Raw genomic sequence first — 19602 nt, 5'->3', positions numbered from 1 at the left:
TTTGGGACTTAATTTCTATTTTTCAACTTCTATTGGCTCTAGAGTTTTCTTAAGTGCTTCAAAAAATTGATTTACATGTGCTTTTTTAATGGTTAATGGCGGTAAAATTCTAATTAACTTTTTGTTTGAAGCGCCACCAGTGAAAATATGGTGCTCATAAATAAGCTTTTTCCTTAGCTCTCCAACTTCAAAGTCGAATTCCAATCCAATCATTAATCCTTTTCCTTTAATATTTTTTATCTGCGGAATTGTTTTAGCAATACTAATAAAATACGCTGAAATGTCATTGACATTATCTATCAATTTCTCGTCTTCAATCGTATTTAAAACCGCTAACCCTGCCGCACAGGCTAAATGATTTCCGCCAAATGTGGTGCCCAACATGCCGTGTTTTGCTTCAATACTTGGATGTATTAAAATGCCTCCTATCGGAAAACCATTCCCCATACCTTTAGCAATTGAAATAATTTCCGGTGTTACGTTGTAATATTGAAACGCAAAGAATTTCCCCGAACGTCCGTAACCCGATTGTACCTCATCAGCAATAAAATAGGTATTGTTTGCTTTACAAAGCGCATCCACTTCCTCAAAAAATGTGGCAGTTCCTTGATCCAACCCACCAACACCTTGAATAAATTCTACAATAACCGCACAAACATCGCCTTTTTCTAATTCCCTTTTAACGCCATCAATATCATTCAAAGCCAAAAAAGTGACTTGTTGTTGTGCATTGATTGGTGCTACAATGTTTTTATTATCGGTTGCTGCCACCGCTGCCGATGTACGCCCATGAAACCCATTATTAAAAGCGATAACTCGTGCTTTCCCTGTTTTAAACGAGGCTAACTTTAAAGCATTTTCATTGGCTTCAGCACCCGAATTGCACAAAAACAATTCGTAACCTTTACAACCTGATAATTTTTCAATTTTATCAGCTAATTCAACCTGTAACGGATTTTGAATCGCATTGGAATAAAACCCCAATTTAGAAACTTGATTGGTAACAGCTTCTACATAATTGGGATGCGAGTGCCCTATAGAAATCACGGCATGACCTCCGTAAAGGTCTAAATATTCAACTCCTGCATCGTCGTAAACGTGCATATCCTTTCCAGATACTGGAGTGACATTATATAATGGATAAACGTCAAATAATGGCATTTTAATTCTTTTTAATTTGATTAATTTTTTCAAACGAAGCCACAATACCTTGTATTAAAGCGGAACTTAGTCCTTGGTGCTCCATGGCATTTAAACCTTCAATAGTACAACCACTTGGGGTTGTAACGCGGTCTATTTCCTGCTCCGGATGCCTCCCTGATTCCAGTAACAAACTTGCGGCTCCAAAACACGTTTGTGTAGCTAATTCGTGTGCCTGTTCTGCTTCAAAACCTAATTGTATGGCACCTTGTGTTGTCGCACGCACAAGGCGCATCCAAAATGCGATACCACTAGCACAAATAACGGTTGCGGCTTGTACCAAATCTTCAGGAATTACCATAGTGGTTCCTAATTGGTTAAATATATTTTGAGCTAAGGCCACTTTATCTTGCGCTTTGTCATTGGCTGCAATACAAGTCATGGATTTACCAATGGAAATAGCCGTATTTGGCATCACACGAATGATGTTTTTATCTTTCCCTAGAATACCTTCAATTCTAGCAATATCAACACCTGCAGCTACCGAAATAACCACATGGTTAGCGGTAATCTTAGAAGCAACACTTTCTAACACCGCATTGATATGTTTTGGTTGCAAAGCAAATATCACCATATCCGATTGTTCTACAGCCAACATATTATCACTGGTAACAGTAACATTATCCACCACATTAAAACTATTTACAGCCGCCGTATTCTTATCACTTAAGTATAAAGACGTAAACGTTTTATTTTTTATCAGCCCTTTCGCAATTGAGCTTCCTAAATTTCCTGTTCCTATAATAGCTATTTTCATACTATAGTTATTGGTTATTGGTTGTTGTTTTTAATTATTTTCCTCCCCTAACCCCTCCAAAGGAGGGGAAACCCGTGTGAGTTCCTCCCCTTTGGGGAGGTTAGGTGGGGCTTAAAAATACGTTGCTTTTAATTGCAACCCTGTGATTTCTTCCAAACCAAACATTAAATTCATATTCTGAATCGCTTGGCCCGAAGCTCCTTTCAATAAATTATCAATAATACTTGTTACCAATAATTTATTGTTGTGTTTATGCAAATGGATTAAACACTTATTCGTGTTAACCACTTGTTTTAAATGCAATACCTCATCTGAAACAAACGTAAATTTAGCATCTTTATAAAACGTTTTAAACACATCTTTAGCTTCTTCTAAACTACCTTCAAAATTAGTATAAACTGTTGCAAAAATACCTCTTGAAAAATTTCCTCTATTTGGCATAAATAAAATTTCTGAATCAAAACCATTTTGCAATTGGTTAACCGACTGGTTAATCTCGCCTAAATGCTGGTGCGTAAACGGTTTGTAATATGAAAAATTATTATCTCTCCATGGAAAATGTGAGGTTTCAGACAATGATGTTCCCGCGCCAGTAGCACCTGTTACTGCATTGATATGCACATCGCTATTTAGCAATCCTTTTTCAGCAAGTGGCAATAATGCCAACTGAATAGCTGTTGCAAAACATCCTGGATTTGCTATATAATTTGCTTTTTTAATGGCGTCTCTTTGTAATTCCGGTAAGCCGTAAACAAAGGTTTTGCCATGAAATACTTTGTCTTTTTCAAGACGGAAATCATTTCCTAAATCAATAATCTTCGTATTTTGAGAAAACGCATTAGCTGATAAAAATTTCACAGAGTTTCCATGACCCAAACATAAAAATAACACGTCTACATGTGGATTAATGGTGTCGGTAAATTTTAAGTCTAGGTCACCAAATAAATCTTGGTGCACACTGCTAATGTTATTTCCAGCATTGGATGTACTGTACACAAAGTCAATAGCAACTTCAGGATGATTAATTAACAATCTAATTAGTTCACCTGCTGTATAACCCGCACCTCCAATAATACCTACTTGAATCATTTTTTAAGAATTTACTTGATGATATATTTTATTTTGATTTCCAAAGATTTTTATAAACCCTTTAGCTTCATCTGCTGTCCAACCTCTATTTTCTTCACCATAGCTACCAAACTTTGCATTCATTAAATCGTGTTCAGAACTAATGCCATCTAAATTAAAATGATATGGTTTTAATGTTACAAACACATCACCAGTTACCATGTCTTGACTGCTTTGTAAAAAAGCTTCAATATTACGCATCACTGGATCTAAATATTGCCCTTCGTGTAAATGCATGCCATAGAAACTCGCTAAATATTCTTTGTGCTGTAATTGCCATTTCGTAAGCGTGTGTTTTTCTAACAAATGATGCGCTTTAATGGTAATTAATGCCGCAGGTGCTTCAAAACCAACACGTCCTTTAATACCAACAATCGTATCGCCCACGTGAATATCTCTACCAATAGCGTACGCTTTAGCCAAGTTATTTAAGGTTTCAATATTAATTTCAGGGTCATTTTCAATACCGTTTACAGCAACCAACTCGCCTCTTTCAAAAGTTAATTTTACTTTTTCATCTTCAGCATGTTTTAATTGCGAAGGGTAGGCGCTATCTGGTAATGGTTTATCTGAGGTTAAGGTTTCAGAGCCTCCAACACTGGTACCCCAAAGTCCTTTGTTAACCGAGTATTTTGCTTTTTCCCAAGACATATCAATCCCATTGGCTTTTAAATAGTCAATTTCTTCTTGTCTGGTTAATTTTTCATCTCTAATTGGCGTAATGATTTGAATTTCCGGAGCCAATGTTTGAAAAATCATATCGAAACGCACTTGGTCGTTTCCTGCACCTGTACTACCATGTGCAATATATTCGGCTCCTATACTTTTAGCATACTCAACTATTTCGATAGCTTGAATAATACGTTCTGCACTAACAGAAAGCGGATAGGTGTTGTTTTTTAGCACATTACCAAAAATTAAATACTTCACTACTTTTTGATAAAATGTCGCTACAGCATCAATATTTTTATAGGTTGAAACACCCATTTTGTAGGCATTCGATTCTATATGCTCTATTTCGGCTTTTGTAAATCCACCTGTATTTACACTCACCGCATGTACATCAAATTTTTTAGATAAACTTACGGCACAGTATGATGTGTCTAATCCGCCACTATATGCTATTACTAATTTTTTCATTGAAAATCATTTTTTTTATTTCCGCGAAGGCGGAAATCATTTTTACTTTTTATCTTTTTTTAAAAACATGGTTTCTTTAATATGTTTTAATCTATTAAAAACCTTTTCTTTTATTTTTTTAGGTTCACTTTTATCTTTATCCTTTGGGTCGTACAACATCCCTGTACACAAACACATTTTTCGGTTGGTACGTGTTAAAACATCATAGTTTTTACAGGTTTGGCAGCCATCCCAAAAGGTTGGATCGTCGGTTAGTTCTGAAAACGGTACGGGCTTATACCCTAAATCCGTATTCATTTTCATTACAGCTAAACCGGTCGTAATACTAAACACTTTTGCATCGGGAAACTTGGTTCTTGAATGCTTAAATACTTTATGCTTAATTTTTTTTGCTAAACCAGCACCTCTATAATCGGGATGAACAATTAAACCTGAATTGGCTACAAACTTACCATGACCCCAAAGTTCAATATAACAAAAGCCTGCAAACGTATCGCCATCTAAAGCAATAACGGCATTTCCGTTTACCATTTTCTTTGTTATATATTCGGGTGTTCTTCTGGCAATACCCGTGCCTCTAACAGCGGCAGATTCTGCAATAGTTTCGCAAATAATTTCTGCGTATTTAGAATGTGATATATCGGCAATTACAATTTCCATTATAATTTTAAAATGAATTAAAAGTTAGAGTTATTTTTTTTGATGAACCGGACTCCCCTAGTTCTTAAATTGAAGTAAACACCCTTATGGGCGACGAGGAAAAATATAGCCAAAGAAACGCTTGTTAATTAAATAACTAACCGAATTTTGAAATGCTATAAATGATATTTTGTACACTAAGAAAAAAATTAAAATTACGTTTGGGTTTTGCTACTACAATAAGATTAAAAGCGGCGGCGACGGCGCGCTGGCAAACCGGGTATAGAACAACGTATTTTATTTTTTAAAGTTTTCATAATGTAAAACTATAATTTTATTTAATACAAAGTAAAAAAAGCAAATACTTTTTTAAAAAAATTATTAATATTTACTTTTTCATATTCTTTTTATTATAAATAACTCATTTTTAATAAATTTCATTGAATAATTAAAAATATTATTCAATGAAATTTATTGAACACGTTTAAATACGTTCATATTATCAAAATAGCTCTAATTACAAAATATAATCGGTGCTAATGAAGTTAGATGTTTTCTTATCTAACAATTCTTTTAAGATGGTGTTATTGTAGCTGTTATCTTTTGATGCCACAAAGGTTCTAATTGAAAATGAGCGTAATGCATCATGAACGCTTAATGTACCAAATGCAGAATCTTTTCTACCTGTAAATGGATACACATCGGGTCCGCGCTGGCAAGAACTGTTTAAATTAACACGGCACACTAAATTAACCAATGTATCTATTAAAGGCGATAAGGTTTCAATGTTTTTCCCAAACAAGCTTACTTGTTGTCCGTAATTAGATTCTGCCATATCGTGCAAAGGCTCTTCAATATCTGAAAATGGAATTACGGGAATTACAGGTCCAAATTGTTCTTCACTATACACTTTCATGTCTGTATTAACAGGATATAAAATCGCTGGAAAAATAAAATTATCGGTCAATACGCCACCTTTTTCATTTAATATAGTTGCTCCTTTTTCTAAAGCATCGGCAATTAATTCTTTAATATACCCTGGTTTTTCAACTTCTGGAAGGGGTGTTAATTTCACTCCAGGTTCCCAAGGATTCCCAAATTTAAGCGCATCAACTTTTGCCGTAAAACGTTTGTTAAATTCATCTACAACAGAGTCGTGCACATACACTACTTTAAGTGCCGTACAACGCTGTCCATTAAAAGACAACGTTCCTGCAATACATTCTTCAACCGTTAAATCCAAATCGGCATCGGGCAATACAATGGCTGGGTTTTTAGCTTCTAAACCTAAAACCATGCGTAATCTATTTCCTTTAGGGTGCTGCGCTTGCAAGGCATTTGCTGATTTACTGTTACCAATTAACGCCAACACATCTATTTTACCAGATTTCATAATTGGGGTTGCCAATACACGTCCACGACCATAAATGACGTTTACAACGCCTTTTGGGAAGCTATTTTGAAAGGCTTCTAAAAGTGGTGAAATTAATAAAACCCCTAATTTTGCTGGTTTAAAAATGACAGGATTTCCCATTATTAATGCTGGAATAAGCAAGGTAAATGTTTCGTTTAGCGGGTAATTGTAAGGTCCTAAACATAACACAACACCTAATGGTCCTCTGCGAATGTGTGCGTATACACCATCGTTTTTTTCAAATTTAGCAGAATCTCTATCAATTTGTTTGTAAGCTTCAATGGTATCGTAAATATAATCGACCGTTCTATCAAATTCTTTTTGTGAATCGGGGAGGTTTTTCCCGATTTCCCACATTAAAAGTTTTACGATAACGTCTCTTTTGGTTTTCATTTGCTCCACAAACTTCTCCATGCAAGCAATTCTATCAATTACTTTCATAGTTGGCCACAAACCTTGACCTTTATCGTAAGCTGTTAATGCTGAATTCAGCACCTCCAAAGCTTCTTTCTCGCCTAATTGCGGAATGGTTCCCAACAACGTTGGTTTATAGTCTGGTGTTGAAGATATTGTTGAATACACCTCAGCGGTTTCACCCTTCCATTCAATTAATTCCCCATTGGTTAAATAGGTGGTTTGATGAAGCAATGTATGTATTTTATATAGTTCTGGAATTTCAAATAAAGTCGTACTCATTTTTTAAAATTATATCGTTAAAAGCCAAGAAACTGTTTAAATTTTATCTAAAAGCCATTTTTTGTTTCTTTTTGACCCATATTTCGTTGAATTTTTTTTTCTAATAGCTCTACTATTAAAAAAAAATCCGCCTCATCTGACCCAAAAATAATTCAAAAAAGCATCAATAAACAAAACTTAAACAGTTTCTAATGCTAATATACCCATATTTTAGCACAATCACTTTTAAAAAAGGAAGTCCTCCTAAAAAAATATGAAATTCTTAACGTATTATTTACATGCAAGGAAAATGCATAAAACTCAAACGTTTTCGCCCACTGAATCAAAAAAATAAAACCAAGATTTAAACCAAGATTTAAACCAAGATTTAAACCAAGAATTGAAATAAATCGGGTTTATTGTTTAGATAATCGCCATAAAAATTACGTTGTTTCATTTTGGTAATTAATGGTTCTAAATCGGCTGCCGATTTTAATTGAATGCCCACTACCGCGGAGCCATTTTCACGATTGGTTTTCTTGGTATATTGAAAGTGGGTAATATCATCATTGGGGCCTAAAATATCGACCACAAATTCTTTTAAAGCACCGGCACGCTGCGGAAACAGTACAATGAAATAATGTTTTAAATTGGCATATAACAAGGCACGTTCTTTTATTTCCGCGGTACGCGTAATATCGTTATTGCTCCCACTTACTACGCAAACGACATGCTTGCCTTTAATATCTTCAGCATAAAAATCTAAAGCCGCAATACTTAATGCGCCAGCAGGTTCGACTACAATAGCATCTTTATTGTAAAGTTCCAAAATAGTTTCACATACCTTACCTTCTGGAACCGTAATCATATCATGAAGATTTTCTTTGCAGATATTGAATGTTAAATCTCCAACACGCTTAACAGCTGCGCCATCAATAAATCTTTCAATATGTTCTAAAGTAGTATTTCTGTTATTCTTTATTGAAGTTAGCATAGAGGGTGCACCATCAGGCTCTACTCCAATAATTTTTGTGCTTGGTGATAATTCTTTAAAAACAGTTGATAAACCTGCTGCTAATCCACCACCACCAACTGCAACAAACACATAATCGATAGGAACATTTGTTTGCTCTAAAATTTCCAGAGCTATGGTTGCCTGTCCTTCAATAACCTTTTTATCATCGAAAGGATGGATGAATATTTTTTGCTGCTGTTCGCATTCCAACATGGCTGCATGGTATGCATCGTCGTAGGTATCGCCAATAAGTTTAATCTCAATAAAATCTTCACCAAACATTTTAACCTGCTCCACTTTTTGGTTGGGTGTTGGTGCAGGCATATAAATAGACCCTTTAATTTTTAATAGTTTGCACGACAACGCAACACCTTGAGCATGGTTACCTGCACTGGCACAAACTACGCCTTTTTGGGATTCTTCCGCAGTAAGCGAACTTATTTTATTATATGCCCCTCTAATTTTATACGAGCGTACCTGTTGAAGGTCTTCCCGTTTCAATAAAATAGTCGCTTCAAATTGTTTTGAATATCTAAAGCTAGGGCTTAAAGGCGTAACTGCCGATACTTTTTGAATGATATCGGCAGCTACTTTTACATCTTTAATACTAGGAAAATATGTGTATTTCTCCTTGTTCATTAATGGGTTTTTAAAAGACCTGCAAGGTTTTGAAAACCTTGTAGGTCTAAAAAATTAACTTTATTTACTATTACTATACTATAGGCTTCATAGCCGTCATAGAAGCCCTTAAGAAAGACCCTATTTTTTCAACTGGGTGTTCTCTTAATGCTTTGTTTACAGCAATTAATTTTGCATTATCTACTGCTTTACCATTGTCTTTAGCATACGCTTTACCAATAACATCGGTATCGATTTTCTTCATAAAATCTGCTAATAATGGCTTACAAGCATGATCGAACAAATAACAACCGTATTCAGCAGTATCAGAAATAACACTGTTCATTTCGTATAATTTACGTCTTGCAATCGTGTTAGCAATAAGTGGCGTTTCGTGTAACGACTCGTAATAAGCAGATGCATCGATTATACCAGAATCTGTCATAGCTTCAAAAGCTAATTCAACGCCTGCTCTTACCATAGCGACCATTAACACACCGTTATCATAGTATTCTTGTTCTGAAATTTCAACATTTCCAGCAGGTGTTTTTTCAAATGCTGTTTGGGCTGTTGCTGCTCTCCATCCTAATAAATCTTTATCATTATTAGCCCAATCTGCCATCATACCGCTAGAAAATCTTCCTTCCATAATGTCATCCATATGTTTTTGGAATAATGGACGCATGATGTCTTTTAATTCTTCAGACAATTCAAAAGCTTTAATTTTTGCTGGGTTAGAAAGTCTATCCATCATATTGGTAATACCACCATATTTAAGACCTTCTGTAACAGTCTCCCAACCATACTGAATTAATTTTGAAGCATATCCAGCATCAATTCCTTTTTCAATCATTTTATCGAAACAAAGAATAGATCCTGTTTGTAACAACCCACAAAGAATCGTTTGCTCTCCCATTAAATCTGATTTCACCTCAGCAACGAAAGAAGATGCTAATACACCAGCTCTATCACCACCAGTTGCAGCAGCATAAGCTTTTGCTTGCGCCCAACCTTTTCCTTCTGGATCGTTTTCTTCGTGTACCGCTATAAGTGTTGGCACACCAAAACCTCTTTTATATTCTTCTCTTACTTCAGTTCCCGGGCATTTAGGTGCCACCATAATAACCGTTAAATCTTCACGTATTTGCGTGCCTTCCTCAACAATATTAAAACCGTGAGAATACGATAATGTTGCGCCCTTTTTCATTAAAGGCATGACCGCTTTTACGACACTTGTATGTTGCTTATCTGGTGTTAAGTTTAACACTAAATCCGCTGTTGGAATTAACTCTTCGTAAGTTCCAACGTTAAATCCGTTTTCTGATGCATTTACAAATGATTTACGTTTTTCTGCAATGGCTTCAGCACGTAATGCATAAGAAATATCCAATCCAGAATCCCTCATGTTCAACCCTTGATTTAAACCTTGAGCACCACACCCTACGATAACAATTTTTTTACCTTTTAAAGCGTTTACACCATCTTCAAACTCTGAAGAGTCCATAAATCTACATTTAGACAATTGAGTTAATTTATCTCTTAACGATAGTGTGTTAAAATAATTTCCCATTTTTAATTTTAGTTATTATTGATTATTGAAGGCCAATAGCACTTCTGTTACTTTCATTTCATCTTTTGTTACGGCAATACGTCCTGCACGAACAAATTGCATAATGCCAAAAACATTTAAATCCCTACGTAAAGATTCAATTTCATTTCTTCTTCCTGATTTTTCCAGTACAAAAAACTCTTTGTTTACGGTAACAATTCTAGCATTACTTTCTTTAATTATATTTTGAATTTGAGGTTCTTCAAATAATAAAGCCGACTTTATTTTGAACATACAAGACTCGGTATAAATAGTTTCTTCATCTTTATGATAATAGGCTTTTATAACTTCTACTTGTTTTTCAAACTGACCAATAATTTTTTTGGCTTGAGGTTCTGTAATATTCACAACAATCACAAAACGGTTTACACCTTCAATTTCTGATTGCGAGGTTGTTAAGCTTTCAATATTAATATGTCTGCGTTGAAAAATAGCTGATATACGATTTAATAAACCAATGTTATTTTCGGTATAAATTGAAATCGTGAATGTTTTTATTTCTTCGTTCATTTTTAAAAAGATAAAAGATTAGAGAAAAAAGAGAAAAGATGTATTCTGCTCTCTTGGTTCTTTATTCTTGGTTCTTCATTCTTTATTTTTAAGATAAAAGAGTAGAGAAAAAGAGAAAAGACATATTCTGCTCTCTTGGTTCTTGACTCTTGGTTCTTGACTCTATATTCTTTATTCTTTTGTCTATTTTCTAATAGCTACCTAACTTAAACGGATATCTGAAACCGATGCTCCTGAAGGTATCATTGGAAATACATTATCTTCTTTTTCCACACAAACCTCAAGGAAATATGACTCTTTGGAAGCAATCATCTCTTTAATCGCTGCAGCAAGTTCTTCACGTTTTTTTACACGTTTTCCTTCTATATAATAGCCTTTAGCAATGGTTACAAAATCGGGGTTTGTCATTTCGGTAGACGCATAACGTTTATCGAAAAACAACTGTTGCCATTGACGCACCATTCCTAAGAATTCATTGTTTAATACCACAATCTTTACAGGTACTTTCTGTTGAAAAATAGTGCCTAATTCCTGAATATTCATTTGGTAACCACCATCACCAATAATAGCCACCACTTCTCTATCTGGAGCCGCCATTTTAGCACCAATGGCCGCTGGTAGTGCAAAGCCCATAGTTCCTAAGCCACCTGAAGTAATATTACTTTTAGTCACATTAAATTCAGAATAGCGGCACGCAATCATTTGATGTTGCCCTACATCGGACACAATAGCTGCATTGCCTTTAGTTTCTATATTTATTTGTTTTAATACTTCTCCCATGGTCAAACCTTCTTTAACTGGAGAAATATCGTCTTTTATAACTTTTTCAAATTCAATAGCGTACAAATCCTTGAATTTCTGTAACCAAGTGGTATGTTTATTTTCGTTTAATAAAGGCAACAACCTAGCTAAACTATCTTTTGAATCGCCTAAAACAGCAACATCTGTTTTTACATTTTTGTCAATCTCAGCTGGGTCAATATCAAAATGAATGATTTTAGCTTGTTTGGCATAGGTATTTAAACTTCCTGTTACACGGTCGTCAAAACGCATCCCAATAGCAATAAGCACATCGCACTCGTTCGTTAACATATTTGGTGCATAATTACCGTGCATCCCTACCATACCTACATTTAATGGATGCGATGTTGGCAACGCCGAAGCCCCCAAAATAGTCCACGCAGCAGGAATACCAGCCTTTTCTATAATAGCTTTTAATTCGTTTTCTGCTTGACCTAAAATAACACCTTGACCCCAAACTATGAATGGTTTCTTTGCAGAATTAATTAATTCGGCTGCTGCAGAAAGCGATTCAGGATTTGTTTTAGGAACGGGCGTATAACTTCTTACACCTGTGCATTTTTCGTATTTAAAATCCAACTCGCCTACCTGTGCATCTTTTGTAATATCAATTAAGACTGGTCCTGGGCGGCCGCTTTTAGCTATATAAAAAGCCTTCGCTAAAACCTCTGGAATTTCGGAAGATTTAGTAATTTGATGATTCCACTTCGTAACAGGTGTAGAGATACCAATAATATCGGTTTCTTGAAAAGCATCTGTTCCCAATAAATGTGAAAACACTTGTCCTGTAATACACACCAACGGCGTAGAATCTATTTGCGCATCGGCAATCCCCGTAATAAGGTTAGTCGCGCCTGGTCCCGAAGTCGCCATGGCAACACCAACTCTACCGGAAATACGTGCAAAACCTTGCGCTGCATGTGCAGCACCTTGTTCGTGACGTGTTAATACGTGATGAATTTGGTCCCTAAATTTATATAACTCATCATAAACTGGCATAATAGCACCTCCTGGATATCCATAAAGAATATCAACTCCTTCTGCTATTAAGCACCTTATAATGGCTTCACTTCCTGTAATACGTATGGTTTCTTGTGCCACTTCTTGTTTTTTATTTGCTGTTTGTGTGTTCATGTTTATCTTATTTTAACCTTTCGACAAGTTTTCACTTGTTCCTTTGAAATAAAAAATATTTTATTTCAGGTATTTCCGGGGTGACATGAGATTCCTGCCTTCGCAGGAATTAAAATGCATCAGTAATACAGCCTTTTGAAGCTGATGATACCGATCTTGCATATTTATATAAAATTCCTTTTTTATGTTTTAACTCTGGGGCAACCCATTGTGATCTTCTTTCTGCTAATTCTTCATCTGAAAGAAGCACATTAATTGAATTGTCTTCCGCACTAATCCTAATGCTGTCTCCGGTCTTTAGCAACCCTATAGTTCCACCTTCTTGAGCTTCTGGCGTGATGTGACCTACAACAAATCCGTGGGTACCTCCAGAAAAGCGTCCGTCTGTAATTAAAGCTACGGATTTCCCTAAACCTGCTCCCATAATTAGAGATGTTGGTTTTAACATTTCTGGCATTCCTGGACCTCCTTTAGGACCTACATAACGAATGACTACCACATCACCTTTTTCTACTTCACCATTTGAAATCCCTGTATTTGCAGCTTGCTCACCATCATACACCACTGCTTTTCCTTCAAATAACAATCCTTCGTTACCCGAAATTTTAGCCACGGCGCCTTCTTCAGCAAGATTTCCATAAAGAATTTGGAGGTTACCAGAAGATTTTAATGCTTTGTCTTTTGGATAAATAACATCCTGGTCATTTTCAAACTTAAGCGGCTCAACATCTTTTAAATTCTCTGCCAACGTTTTTCCTGTTACTGTTAAACAGTCGCCATGTAGATAGCCATTATCTAATAAATATTTCATTACTGCAGGTGTTCCTCCTATACCGTGAACATCTTCCATTAAATATTTTCCACTAGGTTTTAAATCGGCTATTAAAGGCGTTCTGTCGCTAACACGTTGAAAATCCTCTAAAGTAAATTCAATATCTGCTGCATGGGCAATGGCCAAGAAATGTAAAACAGCATTTGTAGAACCTCCAAGCGCATTTACAAGTGCAATGGCATTTTCAATAGATTTTTTAGAAATAATATCTAAAGGTTTTAAATCTAATTCCAAAAGATTTTTAATGGCTATGGCCGTTCTTTCGCTTTCTGATAATTTATTAGGGTTTTCTGCCGGTATAGAAGAATTATACGGTAATGCAAAGCCCATACATTCTATTGCTGAAGCCATTGTATTTGCGGTGTACATACCTCCACATGCCCCCGCTCCTGGGATAGCGCTTTTTATAATTTCCCTATATTCTTCTTCATCAATCTCACCTGCAACTTTTTGCCCCAGAGCTTCAAAAGCTGAAACAATATTAAGTTTTCTTCCTTTATATTTTCCTGATGCGATGGTACCACCATACATCATTATTGATGGGCGATTTAAACGCAACATAGCGATGACCGCTCCTGGCATATTTTTATCACAACCAACCACCGATATAAGAGCATCATAACTTTGTGCATGCATAACGGTTTCTATCGAATCTGCAATAATATCTCTTGAGGCCAAAGAATAATTCATACCAGAAGTCCCCATAGATATCCCATCACTAACTCCAATAGTATTAAATCCTAAACCAACTAAACCAGCTATCTTACACTCTATTTTCACTTCTGAAGCTAAATTGTTTAAGTGCATGTTACATGGGTTGCCATCATACCCCGTACTTGCAATACCTACTTGGGCTTTTTGCATGTCTTCATCTGTCAGACCTACGGCGTATAACATGGCTTGAGATGCTGGTTGAGATACATCTTGAGTTAATCTACTACTATATTTATTAAGTTCTTTCATCTTTATTGCAGATAATTTTGCGTTTTGTCTTTTTATTTATTTATTCTATTAATGATTTAAGATTTTTAATAAAAATTCTATAATTTTTTAATAAAAATTCTATAATCTGTAAATAAACCCCGAAAATAATTTATTAGGTTTTTATACAGCGTGTTTTTTATATTTCCAAGGTTAAATCCATAAGCTTTAAAAATAATTTAAACAACTGTTTTACAACAACTTAATCTATTATTTCTATGATGTTCAAAATTGAAAAATAATCCATAAAAAAACCTTCCATTTACAGAAGGCTCTTAATAATTACTATCGTTTATAAATAAGCCTTCCTATCGATGCGAAATAATCACAACGACATTGACAGAAATGCTATTTAATAGTTGTTTATTCATTTTTAAAAAGCAAATATTTAAAATTAAAATGTAATAGCCAACTTATTAGTTAAAAAAGCAAAAAAGAATTTGCTTTTACTTTTATTTTTTTACTTTTGCACCACAAATAATAGAGGAAAGATTTGACTGATTGCAACCTCTTTGTACTAAACTTATTTCTTACTCATCTAATAAGAGAGACCGAAACAAGTTCAGCACAAGTAAAAATGCTAAAGGCAGTGTAAACTTCCTTCGACGTTATCGTCAAATCTTCCGCATAAATATAAAAATGGCGTATTTATTTACTTCTGAAAGTGTTTCTGAAGGACACCCAGACAAAGTAGCAGATCAAATTAGTGATGCATTAATTGATAACTTTTTAGCATTCGATAAGGACTCGAAAGTAGCTTGCGAAACGCTTGTTACAACAGGGCAAGTCATTCTTGCTGGTGAGGTAAAATCACATACCTATTTAGATGTTCAAAAAATTGCTAGAGATACTATAAACAGCATTGGCTACACGAAAGGCGAATATATGTTTGATGGCAATTCGTGCGGGGTACTTTCGGCTATACATGAACAATCGGATGATATAAACCGCGGGGTAGACAGAGCTACTAAAGAGCAGCAAGGTGCGGGCGACCAAGGTATGATGTTTGGTTACGCTACCAATGAAACCGAAAATTTCATGCCATTGGCTTTAGATTTATCGCATAGAATTTTAAAAGAACTAGCCGATTTACGTCGCGAAAGCAAAGACATTACCTATTTAAGACCCGATTCTAAAAGTCAGGTAACTATTGAATATAGCGATGACAACATTCCGCAGCGTATTGATGCCATTGTGATTTCCACACAACACGATGATTTCGCTGATGATGACACCATGCTTGCTAAAATTAGAAAAGACATCGTTGATATTTTAATACCTCGTGTGGTTTCTAAATTACCAGAAAGCATACAAGTGTTATTTAATAGCGACATCAAATACCACATAAATCCAACGGGTAAATTTGTAATTGGTGGTCCACACGGAGATACCGGACTTACAGGGCGCAAAATTATTGTTGACACTTACGGTGGAAAAGGGGCGCATGGCGGCGGTGCTTTTTCTGGAAAAGACCCAAGTAAGGTTGACCGTAGTGCAGCCTATGCTACGCGACACATTGCCAAAAACTTAGTAGCTGCAGGAGTTGCTGATGAAGTTTTGGTACAGGTAAGTTATGCTATTGGTGTGGTAGAGCCTATGGGTATTTTCATTAATACGTATGGCACGTGCCCTTTTAATATGACGGATGGTGAAATTGCCGAAATAGTTTCTAATATCTTTGATATGCGCCCGTATGCCATTGAAGAGCGCTTAAAACTACGCGCACCAATTTATAGCGAAACCGCTGCGTACGGACATATGGGACGTAAAAACGAAACGGTTACCAAAACATTTAGCCAACCAAATGGCGAAAACATCACATTGGATGTTGAACTATTTACTTGGGAAAAATTAGACTATGTAGATAAAGTAAAGGAAGCTTTCGGGTTGTAAACCTTTTTTATATAAAACATACACAAACCTTGTAATTCGTTTTACAAGGTTTATTTTTTCAAAAAAAAATTACATTTCGTTTTAATTTGAAAAATAATTATAGCTTAAATGATAAAGAAAAAAATCAGTAGAACCATCCGGATCTCCAAATATGTAATCTACAAAGAAACCTTAATAGATTTCAAGGAACATTTTTGGTCTTTTATTGGTGCTTTTTTTGGCATTGGCTTAATTGCTTTTATGCAATCGCTTTTCTTACCTAAACTGGAAAACACCTTTTTAGTTGGATCTTTTGGCGCGTCAAGTGTATTGATATATGGTGCCATAGAAAGTCCATTATCACAACCAAGAAATTTAATTGGCGGCCATTTGATATCAGCCATTATAGGCGTAACGGTTTTTAAGCTTTTTCCTGACACTATATGGGTAACCGCACCACTTGCCGTTTCGCTTTCCATTGTTTTTATGCAATTCACAAAAACACTTCATCCACCAGGAGGCGCTACAGCTTTAATAGCAGTTATTGGCACTGAAAAAATAAAATCACTAGGCTATATGTATGTGTTTTCTCCAGTATTAACAGGCACACTAATTCTATTCATAGTGGCGTTAGTATTTAATAACACAACAGCACACAGAAGCTATCCAACAAATAGTTTTATTAAAAGATTTCTCAAGCGAAAAAATTTAAACAGTCTCTAAAAATGAAAGCCAAAAGACCCCGTAACACCAAATTTACGGGCATTAGGGTTTTCAACTTCATCTAAATAATTGCCTCTAAAATTAAAGTCTATTCTAAACACTTTAAAAATATTACCAACTCCAAAACTGTATTCGTAATACATTTTATCGCTTGGTGCTCGATAAATTAAGCTTGAAGCATTTAAATCTTTATTTTCTTGGGACACTTCACCCCAAACACCACGAATGCCTACAATTTCACGTAAGTTCAATTTTCTTAAAAACGGAATTCTAGAGAAGAAACGTCCGTTAAAATTATGCTCTAATTGCAGCGACGTATAGGTATCGGAAACAAACTCGTAAAAATCCAACTGAGAAAAGGTATTATAAATTGAAAAATACGACTGGTTTCCTGGAATGGGACTTAGCAATCCCAGAGGCACTTCCCCAAAAGTCTTACCTGCTTCTATGGTGGTCGTTAGCCTTCCAAAACCGCCTACTTGCATAGGTTGTATGTATGAAAACTGAACTTTGGTATAATTAAAATCGCTACTGAACAAACTTTTATCTCCACGACTTATTTGTGCAAAAATACTAGCATAATCATCGTTGGCATGAAGGCGTTCGACACCGAAACCTGTCATTTTTCGTTTTGGAAAATACGATACAGAAAAAGTAGATTCGTATTGCTTGATTTCAGATTCAATACCTGTTGGCGTATTATAATCCAAACTAAAGGTTGGTGATGCCGATGCTAAAGTTCTGTAATTTGCACCAAATCTAAAAACAAGATTTCTCCAAGGTTCTAATTCAACCGCTAAGCTGGTTAAATTTATGGAGGTTAGTTTATCGTTTGAACCCGTTCCAATTACTGCCGAAGATGCTAAACTTCTGCCCAAAACATCGGTACTGGTTGTTAAACTAGCGCCTGTTTGCTCTACATCACGCCTGTTTCCTCCAGAAATAATTAAGCGATTTTTTTTATCTAATAGCCATTTTCCTGAAATGCCATACTTAAATTTACCGTCTTTAAAACCATAGGCCAAGAATCCTTCCAAACGCCACAAGTCATTTTTCCCAAAGTATGTACGTCCTCCTGCACGCAAACGCATGCCTTCAACTTCATTAAAACCAAAAGTGGAGAAAATAGGCCCATAATCTAAAGGCAATTCATTGAACTCAATATATCCCGACGCTAAAATGCTTCCTAAATTATAAAGTCTTTTAAACTTTTTTACGGTTTTTAAAGTGTCTAACATTTTGTAAACACCTTTTTCGTCTTTATTTAAAGCTTCCAAACGGTTTTCTGACCAAAAGCTATCGTCACGGTCGTACACGTCTTTGTCGTAATTATAAACCTCTGTTTCATAAAACTTCTTGTTCTTTTCAATATCAAATTTATAATTATCGTATAAGGTTGTTCGCTTACCATACACACCTCTTGATTTTTCCTTTTTATTAAAAGCAAAATCACTCATCATATAATCACGCTTTACAAGGAAAATAGAATCGTTTAAAACTTCAAATTCCTGTTCAATATAAATTTCTTTTACCCAGTTAATATTAGCACTTTTTGAGGCTTGAAGTTTTATTTCTTTAATAGCATAGGTGGTATCGGCTACCCAAAAATCACCTTTAAAAGTAAGCTCGTTTTTACGGCGTGGATAGTATATAATATTGTAACACCATTTATTATCTATAAATGCACTGTCTTTTAATACATAATTATAGGTGTTTATTCCTGTTCTTGACAACGGACTTACAAAACTCTTATCGAAAAACCTCAGGTAATTATCATACACATCATAATCTGAATATAAATCATCGACAAAGTCAATTATTATTTGGTTATCACTAAATCCGGAATTTTTATTTCCCTTTAAAACTTCTTTTTCTTTATTAAGAAGGTTGTCTCCATACACTGTTGAAACGGCTTCATTAATAAATATGGGCAAATAGGTTTTACCAGTAACATTAGACGTATCTACTTCGTTAAAAACAAATTCCATCCCTCTAAATAGTTTGCTTTTTATAAGAGCACTATCGATGGTATTAATATCGAATTCCACTTTTTCGTATTTGTTGTATTCGTATTGCTTGAAATGTTTTAAACCATTTTTACGCTTATGTTCCCATATTTTCCGAAGTAAATCAATCGCTGGATTGTTCTTTTTAGATTGTTTTCCGGCCACAATAAACACTTGGTCCAATTCTGCTGCAGCTTCTTTAAGTATGAATTTTAATTCGTAATTCACCTTTTTTGTCAAAGGAATGTCTAAAGTTTCATAACCTAAAAAAGACACTATTAATGCATTCCAAGTATCGGTAGATTCCATATAAAACTTACCGTTTTCATCGGTTATGGTACCTTGTGTTGAGCCTTTGAATATAACGTTGGCAAATGAAATAGGTTGATTGTCTTCATCAAGCACATAACCACTTACTTTGGTTTGTGCGAATGTGGAAGTGGAAATAATTCCGAAGAGAAAAAATGTAAAGAGTAGCTTTGGGTTCATAGTACAAAAAAAAACTTCATTAACAAATTGCGCTAATGAAGTTTATATAACGTAAAAAT

At 35.2% G+C, this 19602-nt stretch carries 14 protein-coding genes; 2 read left to right on the top strand and 12 right to left on the bottom strand.

All coding sequences use genetic code 11. The annotated features are described in order from the left end of the window. Window positions 1–15: 15 nt before the first annotated feature. The 11 genes from CJ739_RS10345 to ilvD form a co-directional block, all read right to left on the bottom strand. Entirely contained in the window at window positions 16–1161 is a 1146-nt protein-coding gene (locus CJ739_RS10345; protein WP_117178912.1) for an aspartate aminotransferase family protein, read from the bottom strand. A gap of 1 nt (window position 1162) precedes the next feature. Then, entirely contained in the window at window positions 1163–1957 is a 795-nt protein-coding gene (proC, locus tag CJ739_RS10340) for a pyrroline-5-carboxylate reductase (protein ID WP_117175009.1), read from the bottom strand. Between the two features lie 111 nt (window positions 1958–2068). Continuing rightward, complete coding sequence (argC, locus tag CJ739_RS10335; protein ID WP_117175007.1) at window positions 2069–3046, bottom strand: N-acetyl-gamma-glutamyl-phosphate reductase; 978 nt, start codon at window positions 3044–3046, stop codon at window positions 2069–2071. Window positions 3047–3049: 3 nt separating this feature from the next. Then, window positions 3050–4225 (bottom strand): argininosuccinate synthase, encoded by a 1176-nt coding sequence (locus tag CJ739_RS10330; protein ID WP_117175005.1) that lies wholly within the window; start codon window positions 4223–4225, stop codon window positions 3050–3052. Window positions 4226–4267: 42 nt separating this feature from the next. Next, complete coding sequence (locus CJ739_RS10325) at window positions 4268–4885, bottom strand: GNAT family N-acetyltransferase (RefSeq protein WP_117175003.1); 618 nt, start codon at window positions 4883–4885, stop codon at window positions 4268–4270. 496 nt (window positions 4886–5381) lie between these two features. Then, on the bottom strand, window positions 5382–6974 hold the full coding sequence (locus tag CJ739_RS10320; protein ID WP_117175001.1) for an NADP-dependent glyceraldehyde-3-phosphate dehydrogenase: 1593 nt from the start codon (window positions 6972–6974) through the stop codon (window positions 5382–5384). Between the two features lie 367 nt (window positions 6975–7341). Beyond that, window positions 7342–8607, bottom strand: a complete 1266-nt coding sequence (gene ilvA / locus CJ739_RS10315) for a threonine ammonia-lyase IlvA (RefSeq protein WP_117174999.1) — start codon at window positions 8605–8607, stop codon at window positions 7342–7344. Between the two features lie 73 nt (window positions 8608–8680). After that, complete coding sequence (gene ilvC, locus CJ739_RS10310; RefSeq protein WP_117174997.1) at window positions 8681–10156, bottom strand: ketol-acid reductoisomerase; 1476 nt, start codon at window positions 10154–10156, stop codon at window positions 8681–8683. A gap of 15 nt (window positions 10157–10171) precedes the next feature. Further along, window positions 10172–10705 (bottom strand): acetolactate synthase small subunit, encoded by a 534-nt coding sequence (gene ilvN, locus CJ739_RS10305; RefSeq protein ID WP_117174995.1) that lies wholly within the window; start codon window positions 10703–10705, stop codon window positions 10172–10174. Between the two features lie 201 nt (window positions 10706–10906). Continuing rightward, a complete protein-coding gene (gene ilvB / locus CJ739_RS10300; RefSeq protein WP_117174993.1) occupies window positions 10907–12640 on the bottom strand; it encodes a biosynthetic-type acetolactate synthase large subunit in 1734 nt (577 codons plus the stop codon). 109 nt (window positions 12641–12749) lie between these two features. Then, window positions 12750–14435 carry a dihydroxy-acid dehydratase gene (gene ilvD, locus CJ739_RS10295; RefSeq protein ID WP_117174991.1) on the bottom strand — a complete coding sequence of 562 codons (1686 nt, stop codon included), beginning with the start codon at window positions 14433–14435 and terminating at the stop codon, window positions 12750–12752. 657 nt (window positions 14436–15092) lie between these two features. Between ilvD and metK the strand changes: the two genes are divergently transcribed. Continuing rightward, window positions 15093–16346: a methionine adenosyltransferase gene (metK, locus tag CJ739_RS10290; RefSeq protein WP_117174989.1), complete on the top strand. Its 1254-nt coding sequence runs from the start codon at window positions 15093–15095 to the stop codon at window positions 16344–16346. Between the two features lie 108 nt (window positions 16347–16454). Continuing rightward, on the top strand, window positions 16455–17048 hold the full coding sequence (locus CJ739_RS10285; RefSeq protein WP_117174987.1) for an HPP family protein: 594 nt from the start codon (window positions 16455–16457) through the stop codon (window positions 17046–17048). Here the strand turns inward: CJ739_RS10285 and CJ739_RS10280 are convergent. Beyond that, window positions 17045–19543, bottom strand: a complete 2499-nt coding sequence (locus CJ739_RS10280) for a DUF5686 and carboxypeptidase-like regulatory domain-containing protein (RefSeq protein ID WP_117174985.1) — start codon at window positions 19541–19543, stop codon at window positions 17045–17047. The genes CJ739_RS10285 and CJ739_RS10280 overlap by 4 nt on opposite strands. Window positions 19544–19602 lie beyond the last annotated feature (59 nt).

Origin of the sequence: Mariniflexile sp. TRM1-10 (genome assembly GCF_003425985.1) — a bacterium.
In the GTDB taxonomy this organism is placed as follows: Bacteria; Bacteroidota; Bacteroidia; order Flavobacteriales; family Flavobacteriaceae; genus Mariniflexile.
The sequence above is the reverse complement of the archived record's forward strand: the minus strand, read 5'-3'. Positions and strand labels throughout refer to the sequence as shown.

What these genes read in the sequence shown, in the direction of transcription:
- CJ739_RS10285 (WP_117174987.1), top strand. Translation starts at nt 16,455, where the DNA reads ATGATAAAGAAAAAAATCAGTAGAACCATCCGGATCTCCAAATATGTA.
- CJ739_RS10320 (WP_117175001.1), bottom strand. Translation starts at nt 6,974, where the DNA reads ATGAGTACGACTTTATTTGAAATTCCAGAACTATATAAAATACATACA.
- argC (WP_117175007.1), bottom strand. Translation starts at nt 3,046, where the DNA reads ATGATTCAAGTAGGTATTATTGGAGGTGCGGGTTATACAGCAGGTGAA.
- ilvB (WP_117174993.1), bottom strand. Translation starts at nt 12,640, where the DNA reads ATGAACACACAAACAGCAAATAAAAAACAAGAAGTGGCACAAGAAACC.
- metK (WP_117174989.1), top strand. Translation starts at nt 15,093, where the DNA reads ATGGCGTATTTATTTACTTCTGAAAGTGTTTCTGAAGGACACCCAGAC.
- ilvC (WP_117174997.1), bottom strand. Translation starts at nt 10,156, where the DNA reads ATGGGAAATTATTTTAACACACTATCGTTAAGAGATAAATTAACTCAA.
- CJ739_RS10345 (WP_117178912.1), bottom strand. Translation starts at nt 1,161, where the DNA reads ATGCCATTATTTGACGTTTATCCATTATATAATGTCACTCCAGTATCT.
- ilvA (WP_117174999.1), bottom strand. Translation starts at nt 8,607, where the DNA reads ATGAACAAGGAGAAATACACATATTTTCCTAGTATTAAAGATGTAAAA.
- ilvD (WP_117174991.1), bottom strand. Translation starts at nt 14,435, where the DNA reads ATGAAAGAACTTAATAAATATAGTAGTAGATTAACTCAAGATGTATCT.
- proC (WP_117175009.1), bottom strand. Translation starts at nt 1,957, where the DNA reads ATGAAAATAGCTATTATAGGAACAGGAAATTTAGGAAGCTCAATTGCG.
- ilvN (WP_117174995.1), bottom strand. Translation starts at nt 10,705, where the DNA reads ATGAACGAAGAAATAAAAACATTCACGATTTCAATTTATACCGAAAAT.
- CJ739_RS10330 (WP_117175005.1), bottom strand. Translation starts at nt 4,225, where the DNA reads ATGAAAAAATTAGTAATAGCATATAGTGGCGGATTAGACACATCATAC.
- CJ739_RS10325 (WP_117175003.1), bottom strand. Translation starts at nt 4,885, where the DNA reads ATGGAAATTGTAATTGCCGATATATCACATTCTAAATACGCAGAAATT.
- CJ739_RS10280 (WP_117174985.1), bottom strand. Translation starts at nt 19,543, where the DNA reads ATGAACCCAAAGCTACTCTTTACATTTTTTCTCTTCGGAATTATTTCC.